The organism is Acinetobacter sp. UBA6720 (genome assembly GCF_002454215.1).
Taxonomy (GTDB): Bacteria; Pseudomonadota; Gammaproteobacteria; order Pseudomonadales; family Moraxellaceae; genus Acinetobacter.
The window spans coordinates 1-10030 of record NZ_DKIK01000057.1 but is presented as its reverse complement, the minus strand read 5'-3'; the positions used below and the strand labels follow the sequence as shown (position 1 = coordinate 10030).

Here is a 10030-nt window from a genome sequence, read left to right as displayed (position 1 = left end):
AACCTATAAAAATGGGTTTCAGGCCTTAAAAGGCATCAATCTAACTGTTCCTGAAGGTGAGTTCTATGCCCTTCTTGGACCAAATGGTGCAGGCAAATCTACAACGATTGGTATTATCAGCTCATTGACCAAGAAAACCGCAGGTACTGTCGAAATTTTTGGACATAATCTCGACACGCACCCTTCTCAAGCCAAACAGTGCTTAGGGGTTGTACCTCAAGAGTTTAACTTCGGTCAGTTTGAAAAAACCTTCGATATCTTAGTCACACAAGCGGGCTATTATGGTATTCCTAAAAAAATTGCAGAAGTTCGTGCCGAAGAATATTTAGAAAAACTAGGCTTATGGGAAAAACGCGGTGTTCAAGCCCGTATGCTTTCAGGTGGTATGAAACGTCGCCTGATGATTGCCCGTGCCATGATGCATGAACCGAAACTGCTTATTTTAGATGAACCCACAGCAGGGGTTGACATTGAACTGCGTCGTTCGATGTGGGACTTCCTCACAGAAATGAACAGTAAAGGTACCTCGATCATTTTAACGACGCACTATTTAGAAGAAGCGGAAATGCTATGTCGTCGAATTGCCATTATTGACCGTGGTGTGATTAAAGAAGACACCAGCATGAAAAACTTCCTCAATCAACTGAATGAAGAAACCTTTATTTTTGATTTGGCCGCACCGATTGAGCCGATTCATATCGACATTATTGGGGTTCGTTTCCATTTAGTCGACGCCGTGACTTTAGAAGTGACTATGGATAGAGCACATACCCTCAATGACTTATTTCAATTGCTCGAATCGCAAGGGATCCAAGTTCGCAGTATGCGGAACAAATCCAACCGTTTAGAAGAACTGTTTGTGAAGATGGTCGAAAAAAATCTCGAAGGAACTACGCCATGAACTTAAATCAACTTAGCGTAGCTTTATATACTCTGGTGCATAAAGAAATTCGTCGCTTTATGCGCATCTGGCCACAAACCTTGCTTCCACCTGCCATTACCATGAGTTTGTACTTTGTGATATTTGGTAATTTGGTCGGTTCTCGTATTGGCGAGATGGGCGGTTTTAGCTATATGCAGTTCATCGTCCCTGGACTGATTATGATGGCGGTGATTACCAACAGTTATGCTAACGTTTCTTCGAGCTTTTTTAGTGCCAAATTTCAAAAAAGTATTGAAGAGCTGATCATGAGTCCTGTACCTTTGCATGCCATTTTATGGGGCTTTGTCTTAGGCGGTGTCTGTCGTGGGGTCTTGGTCGGTATTATTGTGACGGCTATGAGTTTATTTTTTACTGACCTGTATATTACCAATTGGTTTGTTACCATTTACACCGTCTTGGTCACCTCGTTCTTATTTTCACTGGGTGGTTTTATCAATGCTGTGTATGCGAAATCTTTTGATGACATCTCCATCATCCCAACCTTTGTGCTGACGCCTTTAACTTATTTAGGCGGCGTATTTTATGCCATTTCAGCACTCAGCCCTTTTTGGCAAAATTTATCGTTGATCAATCCGATTGTATATATGGTCAATGCTTTTCGTTTCGGTATTTTAGGTCATAGCGATGTTAACGTCGTCGTCTCCCTATCTGTTATGACTATATGTTGTGCAGTGCTTTATGGCATTGCTTACTATTTACTTTCTCGTGGTTCAGGAATGCGTGAATAATGAGTGTAGAACATTCTCTTTTGGGTAAAGACACCAATTACCCAACAACTTATCAACCCGACATTCTTTTTCCTATTGCCCGTGCCACAGCACGTGAGCACTATGCACATGTTGAAGGTATTCAACAAGGTAAAGACTGGTGGCATGTTTTTGAAATTTCTTGGCTAAATCACCACGGTGTTCCGCAAGTTGCTATTGGTCGCATCAGTCTGCCTGCCACCTCGCCCAATCTCATTGAGTCAAAGTCATTAAAACTCTACTTTAATAGCATGAACTTTACTCAGTTTGAGTCTAAAGCTGCATTTAAAGCAACAGTTGAACAGGATTTATCGGTGGCTGCTGGTGCAGATGTGAGTATTGAGTTGTTTCATGTTGATGATGTGCAAGTTAGTCAGCCTGAAGGCATCTGTATTGATGAACTGATTCCAACCCAACTGGAAAATCATCCCAATGCAAATCTGTTGGCATTGGATAGCGCTGCTGAAGATGTTGAAGTACAGATTTACTCGCATTTACTCAGAAGTAACTGCCCAGTCACTGGACAACCAGATTGGGGTACGGTATTTATCAGATATAAAGGTAAAAAGCCTTGTTATAACAGCATACTGGCTTATATTATCTCTTACCGTCAGCACAACGGCTTCCACGAACAATGTGTGGAACAAATGTTTGCCGATATTTGGCAAAATTTGAAACCTGAAAAGCTGATGGTGTACGCAGCTTATACGCGCCGTGGTGGTTTAGATATCAACCCGTGTCGTGTGTCAGATGTGTCATGGATGCCCCGCCCAATTCGATTGGCGCGACAATAAAATAAAGAACATTGAGGTTAATACACGATGCCATTTTTTGGTTTTATTCCATCGACTGAACTTTTACAGACTATTCAAACTGCTCAGCAGAAGAAAGACTCAAGTGAACCTTTATATCCACTTCGAGACAAAACAGCACTACTGATCAATGATGAAATTATTGATGCCATTTTGACTGAGTTAGTACGCCGTTTTCCACCAAGTGATAAACGTGACACAGCTGAAAAGCTGGCTGGCTATATTAAGTCAACGGTTGCGGTTTTGTTGAAGCAACTTTTAGGCAAAGCATCAAACGACGTGGTTCAAGCATCAATTCAGTTTTCTGAAAAAAGCTTGTTTAAAGATGCTGAAGGTCAGTTCCGTGTGGGTGAAGCTTTAGATGCAAGCTTAGTGACCAGCCTCAAATATAACTTTGCTGAAATTAAAGCAGGCAATGAAGTAGATAAAGCCGCGTTAACCGAACTGTATAAACAGTTTGCTGAAGCGACTGTGCGCCACTTCATGAATGACTTTAATAAAACCCTCGATTTGGGCATGATCAAGCGTAAAGCAGCCGATATCGGTTCTGCGGCTGTCATTAAAGCGGTTCATATTGCAGCGAATAAAATCATCCCAAATTTAACCAAAGATGAGCTTTTAGCTTTAGCTGAGTATCACGACACTTTATTTCATGCTTAAAGACTAAAAGTCTTTCGCGACTTTTCAGATCAAATGACTCTATTTATATAGGGTCATTTTTGTTTCTAACCTGTAATTCCTTACGTTTTGTATAAATGCATACTTTTGCCATAAAGTCTTCAATAAAAAATGGCCTTAAATGTAGATACCGAGCTTTTTATATCAATGAGTAAAACTTGACTTATACCGTCACACTAAAAAATCTATGAAGCTCTATCCTGTTTTCCTTGATCTGCCTTATATATAGCCTGAGTTTGTCTTTTTTTGTATCCCTATTTGCCCGCTTTAGTACAGACAGTGTTATCTTAAAGCCTGTCCAAACTAGACTCTGTTCACAAGAATTTCGACATAATATAAATGCGTAGTTTAGAGCTTCGCTCTATTCGCTTTGGTCCACGGCCCATCATGACTCTGGAAATTAGACTTCTATGTTAAATTTAAACTTTTATAACAAAGTTAAACGTTTACCTTTATTGATTGGCGCTTTGTCAATCACCAGCTTTTGCCAAGCCAACGATTTCGCTTCTCATCCTGACTATATCAGCTTCAAGCAAAAAACCATGCAAAACTATGGACTGTCTGCTGAACAAGTCGATTGGGCCATGAATGGCTCTAAAAACTTGCCCAATATTATTAACATTATGAATCGTCCAGGTGAAAGCAAACCGTGGTACGAATATAAAACCAACTTTATGGCTGAAAGCACCATTCAACGTGGTGTCCGCTTTAAAGAACAATATGCTGATACCCTAAACCGTGCCGAACAACAATTTGGTGTACCCCAGTCCGTCATTCTCGGCATTTTAGGGGTAGAAACAGGTTTTGGGAGCAATAAAGGTAATTTTGTGACTCGTGATGCCTTAGCGACTTTAGGTTTTGGTTACGAACGCCGTAAGCAATATTTCCAAGATGAACTCAGTGCTTTAATCGCATGGAGCTATAAAGATGGCGTGCCAACCAACTCGGTTGTAGGTTCATACGCGGGTGCGGTGGGCTACCCACAATTTATGCCAAGCAACATTCCAAAGTTTGGGGTGGATTATGACGGTAACGGTCATGTCGATTTACGAAATTCAGCAGTGGATGCTATCGGCTCAATTGCCAACTATTTAGCAAATCATGGCTGGCAACGTAATCAGCCAATTGGATTCGCAGCACGCTATAGTGGTTCTAATCCTGAATCTGTGATTGCCAAAGATTTAACCTTACCGACGCCTTATGGTGTGCTGAAAAATCAGGGCATTCAACCCACCAATCCGATTGTGAAAATTGATGATTTAGATATGGTGAATGTGATCCAACTACAGGAAAACTATGGGCAAAGTTATTACATTACCTACCCTAATTTTCAGGTGATCACAACCTACAATAAGAGTCGTATGTATGCGACTGCGGTGTGGCAGTTAGGGGCTGAAATTGCTAGCCGATAAGGCTAGCTTTTTACTCAAGATTAAAATGTCAACAAAAAAATATTTAAAAATGATGTAAAATTCGGCATTTTTAATATTATGTTACAATATTGATTATTTTTTAATCAAAAAACGTTCAGTTTATGTAGTTTTTATCATTATTTTAATTAAACACTAGACATGCTTATGACTGCATGAATATTATCCATTTCGTCAAATGCTGTTGCAAAAGTGAATTAACAGGCAAGTTTTTTTATCTTTCAGCCACTTAGTTTAAAGAAAAAAGCGTTGTCTTTTGGAGTTTATAAATGCAGTCATCACTTAAATATATACTGGCCATTGCCTCGACCATCGTGCTGAGCCAATCGCAAGCAGAGATGGTTCAGTCATCATTTACCAATGATAATGATAACTCTCGTCTAGCTGCACGTGTCTTAAATAAAGATGCTCAAGGCTTCAACTCACACTTCTCAAATTTAAATAGCCTTTCAATCACTGAACGTTCAGGCGATAAAATTCGCCGCGAAACAATCGCTGCAAAAATTGAAATCCCTGAAGAAGAGCCTTCAGTGATTGAAAAGTTAAATACTGTTGCATCAAATACAGTACGTAAGTTTAGCCAAACCGGTATGGCCTCTTGGTATGGTCGTCAGTTCCACGGTCGTAAAACTGCAAGTGGTGAGACATTCGATATGAATGCATTAACTGCTGCACACCGTAGCCTGCCACTAAACTGCTATATCCGCGTAACGAATAAAACCAATGGTAAGAGCGTTGTGGTTAAAGTTAACGACCGCGGTCCTTTCCACGGTAACCGTGTACTTGATTTATCTTACGGCGCAGCAAAACAATTGGGTATTACTAATTCAGGTACTGCGAAAGTTAGCATTGAACGTATTGATGGACCAAACTCTTAAGATTCAGACCTACAACACGTATTTGACAGTAAAGCCACAGTAATGTGGCTTTTTTAATACCTAGTCTTTATACAAATGACTGCAGATGATCCTTAGCCGTTCTATCTCGATGATTTAACATCGCTCAAAACCATGTTTACATCGAATAAAAAAATCCAATCGCTCCAGTTTTTGAATTGGCTGTGCTCACAATCTTGGTAACTTTGTAGGTTTAGCCGAGCTAATGTGTTCTTAATTCATTTTTTGTATATTCAAAGCTATTTTTCATCCACTTTGAAGCGTGATTTTATCTACTCTCTAATTCAGAGCTATTTGACAAATTCGCATGTGAATTCAGCTTCTTTTTTACGATATGGCAGGCGTTATAGCTCTACTGATTTTTGTATAAATAGAAGCATTTTATGCTCACAAACGCTAAAGAAAATGCTGTTCTTTCTTCAAAGTTCTCAAACAACCCCTCATTTGCTCAATTTTCAATATTTTCATATTCCCAATCAAAGCTACGTCAAATTGCTAAACAGTGTAAAAATCGCAAACAGTGCGCATTTAGAGCAATACAAATTTAAAAGCGATGAAAAAGATAAAACTCTTGCACTTTTTCATCCTTTTTTCGGTCTTTTATGGGTCTATTTGCTCATGAAATGCTAAAAATCGAATAACAGATTCAGACCATAAAAAAATCCTAAACTGAGTAAAATACTGAGCAATAACTTTCTGGTCAAAAGGGTGATCAACAAGGTAAAAATTGCCCCATAAAAATAGCTATTTTGAAATATCCCTTTCCACTGTGAACCCTCAAAAAAAACCAGTGGCAAACAAATCGAAACCATGAGACAAGGCGCTGCATATTTCAGCATGTGTGTCGCAAATTTAGGCAGTCGAATTTGAGTTTTAGGCTCTAAAAATAAATACCGATTAAAAAAAGTCACACAAGTTAAGCTAAAAACAAATAACCAAGTCATCTTCAGCACTCCGAACGATCAAACATCGCAGCAACCCACATACCTGTAAAACCGGCTAACAAGATGGCTGATTTCGCACCCAACCAACTCAACAGCAAAACAGTGAGTGATGATGCAATGACACCGTAAATTGCAGCTCTATTTCGGATCAGCATTACCGCCATCACCAAGAACACCACCACTATTGAAAACTCCAAATGTAGATTTGAAAGATCAGGCACTGTATTTGCAAGCAGTATGCCGACTAAACTAAACCCTACCCAACAGACATAAAAACTGAATCCTGCCCCCAACATATAAGCATAAGATGGCTTTTGTTTTAGCATTGCGGTGGCGTAGAGTTCATCGGTCAGCAAAAAACCAATACTGAGTCTCCGGCTTAATGACCATGGCTTCACCTCTTCTCTTAAACTCAACGCATAAATAAAATGCTGACTAGTCAGAAAAAATACCGTCAAAATAATGCTCAGCAAAGATGCACCTGTCATCAGCATACTCAAGCTGACCAATTGAGCAGCACCAGCAAATACCAAAGCTGACATTCCCACAGCTTGCATCACACTCAATCCCGCATTAATCGCAGCTGAGCCAGCCAATATTCCCCATGGAATCACAGCAACAGACAGAGGTAGCATGTCCTGTACGCCCCGAAGAAAACTTAGACTTTGTGGTTGTATCGCTTGTTGTTGCATGAAAAACCCTATGATTTCTATCCATAGGAATTAATATGCAAGATTGAGGAAATGACTTTCTTGTATGAAATTGCTGTTATTTTAGATTTTATGTGCCATATATTGTGTTGGTGTACAGCCCAATGCCTTTTTAAAATGACGTGTGTAATGACTCTGATCGGAGAAGCCACACAGTTGTGCTACTGTCGCAATCTCACAACCTTGTTTTAGTAAAGATAATGATTTACGTAAACGAAACTGTATCAACCATGCGTGAGGTGGAAGTCCAGTAAACTTTTTAAATTGACGTAGCAAATGCCAAGGGCTCATCCCCACCACAGCCGCCAACTCAGTAAGTTGGTGCTCTTTTTCTGGTTCGGCTTCGAGTAACTCCTGAATCAGCACGACCTTACGCTGCGCTTCAGGTAAATCTTTTAATGTTTTCCTAGACTGGCTATAACGACTTAATAAATATGCTAAAGTTGAAATATACAAACTCTGCTTGAACAGTATATTTTTAGGCTGCAATAACAAATCAAACAGTAAATTCAACTGCTCTGCCAGTCCCTCATCATGCACCACAGCTTGTGGAAACCACGGCATAGTACCAGTTTCATGAAAGAAATCCTGACTAATATCTTGAATCATTTCAGGGGTCGGATAAATTGCTCGATAACACCAACCTGTTTCAACAGCAGATGAACCCGTATGCACCTCATCCGCATTGACTAAAATAATATCGCCTTGCGGTGCAATATGCTGATTTCCTGTGCGTAAAAAAGATTGCGCACCTTCATCAATCAAACCAATGCAGTAACCTTCGTGCGTGTGTTTTGAAAACTGAGTATGTTGATAGGAGGCTTTTAACATCTCAAGACCACCAAGTTCTTGAACATGATGATAATTTACAAATTCACTGGATCTGATTTTGTGCATGAGTTAGCCTCTCCTGAACCACTCAGCATACTGTGATTCAGTAAAACGTATAGAACAAAATTGCTCTATTACTGATAGGTTTTTCCTTGATGCTTTAACCAGCCATCCACATGACGTTGCTGTGGATCCCGATGCGTCCAGTGAATGACCCCACCTTTTTCACTATATTCATATTCCCCATTAAAACTGACCGTATCCCCTTTTTGCAAACGATCAATTCTTGGAGCTAGATCAATATTATGCGCAACTAAAACTGTCATATTATTCGGCAACGCTAAAATAAACTTTTGATGACGAGAGCCATCATTGTCATCTTTCAGTACAGCCACCACTCGCCCTTGAGATTGAACTTGAACATTACTTTTTTGGTTTTGAAAGGCTTGAGCAATTTTTGCAGCATCATCAGACCCAGAGTTTTGCACTTCCCGATGTGTAGCCGATCTTTCTAGATTGGATGATGAAGTTGAAGTATTAAGCTGTTTTTCTTGAAGATCAATCCCAAAATATGCAGCAACCAAAACCACGATCACTGCACCAATACCTAGATTTGTTTTATTTGCCATGTATTTTTCCTTTATTTCGTTTTTATTGTATAAAAAAAGCCCCAATGGGGCTTTTTTTACTCAAAATAATTTTTCAATTATTTTGCAGCAGCTTGAGCAGCAGCAACTTCTTCAGCGAAAGAAAGTTCAGCTTTCTTCTCAATACCTTCACCCACTTCAAAGCGAACGAATTGAGCAACTGTAGTACCAGTTGACTTAAGCACATCAGAAACTTTTTTATCGTTGTCGATAACGTACATTTGGTTCTCAAGTACAACTTCATTTAAGTACTTTTGAACTGAACCAGTGACCATTTTCTCAACGATGTTTGCAGGCTTACCAGATTCAATTGCTTTTGCTTCAGCAATTTCTTTTTCTTTAGCAATAAGCTCAGCAGATACGTCAGCTTCTGTTACAGCCACTGGGTTGAATGCAGCAACGTGCATTGCAATACCTTTACCAGTTGCAGCATCACCTGCGTAAGATACAACAACACCGATTCTTAGACCGTGTTTGTATACTGCAAGGTTGTCGCCTTCAACGATTGTTGCACGACGAACTTGGATGTTTTCACCGATTTTTTGAACAAGAGCGATACGCGCTTCTTCTACAGTTACGCCATCTGCAAGTTTCAATTCAGCAATTTTAGCAGCATCAGTTTCACCAGCAGCTAACGCAGCAGCAGCAACTTGAGCAGAGAAACCAGCAAAGTTTTCGTCTTTAGCAACGAAGTCAGTTTGACAGTTTACTTCTAAAAGGATTGCTTTATTGCCTTCTTGAGCAATTGTGATTGCACCGTCAGCTGCAATGTTACCTGCTTTTTTAGCAGCTTTAGCTTGACCAGATTTACGAAGGTTATCAATCGCTAGCTCGATGTCACCATTCGCTTCTGTTAATGCTTTTTTACATTCCATCATTGCAAGACCAGTACGATCGCGCAATTCTTTAACCATGCTTGCTGTAACTGCAGTCATGTCAATCTCCTAAAATACGGTAGAAAATGAATTCTTTTTAGAACAGAAACGGCCCAGAGCTATCTCTTGGGCCGTCTGCATACATGACGCTTACTTTGCCACCATCACATGTCGCAAAAATGACAAGCTTACGTCAAACGCATTAAGCCTCAGAAGCAGGTGCTTCTTCGCCTTTAGCTTGTGCATTTGCTTGTGATTGAGCATATTCTTTACCAGCAAGAATCGCATCAGCCATAGCAGAAGCATAAAGAGTAACTGCACGGATCGCATCGTCGTTACCCGGAATAACGTAGTCTACGTTGTCTGGGTTAGAGTTTGTATCAACGATACCGATTACAGGAATACCAAGGTTTTTAGCTTCTTTGATTGCAATAGCTTCGTGATCAACGTCGATTACGAATAATGCGTCAGGTAAACCACCCATGTTCTTAACACCGCCTAAAGCGCGTTCAAGTTTT

Annotated in this window: 12 protein-coding genes; 6 read left to right on the top strand and 6 right to left on the bottom strand. The window is 40.0% G+C overall.

Annotation, left to right across the window (positions count from 1 at the left end):
- From B4F08_RS04735 to B4F08_RS04710, 6 genes are all read left to right on the top strand, one after another.
- Window positions 1-901, top strand: a 901-nt coding sequence (locus tag B4F08_RS04735) for an ABC transporter ATP-binding protein (RefSeq protein ID WP_291373498.1), incomplete at its 5' end; no start/stop codon positions are given.
- A complete protein-coding gene (locus tag B4F08_RS04730) occupies window positions 898-1671 on the top strand; it encodes an ABC transporter permease (RefSeq protein WP_004982514.1) in 774 nt (257 codons plus the stop codon). The genes B4F08_RS04735 and B4F08_RS04730, both read left to right, overlap by 4 nt.
- Window positions 1671-2483: an NADPH-dependent 7-cyano-7-deazaguanine reductase QueF gene (gene queF / locus B4F08_RS04725; protein ID WP_110974523.1), complete on the top strand. Its 813-nt coding sequence runs from the start codon at window positions 1671-1673 to the stop codon at window positions 2481-2483. Before B4F08_RS04730 ends, queF begins: the two co-directional genes overlap by 1 nt.
- A gap of 27 nt (window positions 2484-2510) precedes the next feature.
- Entirely contained in the window at window positions 2511-3161 is a 651-nt protein-coding gene (locus tag B4F08_RS04720; protein WP_086207962.1) for a hypothetical protein, read from the top strand.
- A 428-nt stretch (window positions 3162-3589) separates the two neighbouring features.
- Window positions 3590-4591: a lytic murein transglycosylase B gene (gene mltB, locus B4F08_RS04715; protein ID WP_086207963.1), complete on the top strand. Its 1002-nt coding sequence runs from the start codon at window positions 3590-3592 to the stop codon at window positions 4589-4591.
- 287 nt (window positions 4592-4878) lie between these two features.
- On the top strand, window positions 4879-5487 hold the full coding sequence (locus B4F08_RS04710; protein WP_086207964.1) for a septal ring lytic transglycosylase RlpA family protein: 609 nt from the start codon (window positions 4879-4881) through the stop codon (window positions 5485-5487).
- A 644-nt stretch (window positions 5488-6131) separates the two neighbouring features.
- Here the strand turns inward: B4F08_RS04710 and B4F08_RS04705 are convergent.
- From B4F08_RS04705 to rpsB, 6 genes are all read right to left on the bottom strand, one after another.
- A complete protein-coding gene (locus tag B4F08_RS04705) occupies window positions 6132-6449 on the bottom strand; it encodes an AzlD domain-containing protein (protein ID WP_291373493.1) in 318 nt (105 codons plus the stop codon).
- A 2-nt stretch (window positions 6450-6451) separates the two neighbouring features.
- Entirely contained in the window at window positions 6452-7141 is a 690-nt protein-coding gene (locus B4F08_RS04700) for an AzlC family ABC transporter permease (RefSeq protein ID WP_291373491.1), read from the bottom strand.
- 81 nt (window positions 7142-7222) lie between these two features.
- On the bottom strand, window positions 7223-8056 hold the full coding sequence (locus B4F08_RS04695; RefSeq protein WP_291373489.1) for an AraC family transcriptional regulator: 834 nt from the start codon (window positions 8054-8056) through the stop codon (window positions 7223-7225).
- 68 nt (window positions 8057-8124) lie between these two features.
- Window positions 8125-8619: a DUF3465 domain-containing protein gene (locus B4F08_RS04690; RefSeq protein ID WP_110974519.1), complete on the bottom strand. Its 495-nt coding sequence runs from the start codon at window positions 8617-8619 to the stop codon at window positions 8125-8127.
- Between the two features lie 77 nt (window positions 8620-8696).
- On the bottom strand, window positions 8697-9572 hold the full coding sequence (gene tsf, locus B4F08_RS04685; protein WP_086207970.1) for a translation elongation factor Ts: 876 nt from the start codon (window positions 9570-9572) through the stop codon (window positions 8697-8699).
- Window positions 9573-9714: 142 nt separating this feature from the next.
- Window positions 9715-10030: 30S ribosomal protein S2 (gene rpsB / locus B4F08_RS04680; protein WP_291373485.1), on the bottom strand; the 316-nt coding region annotated here is incomplete at its 5' end.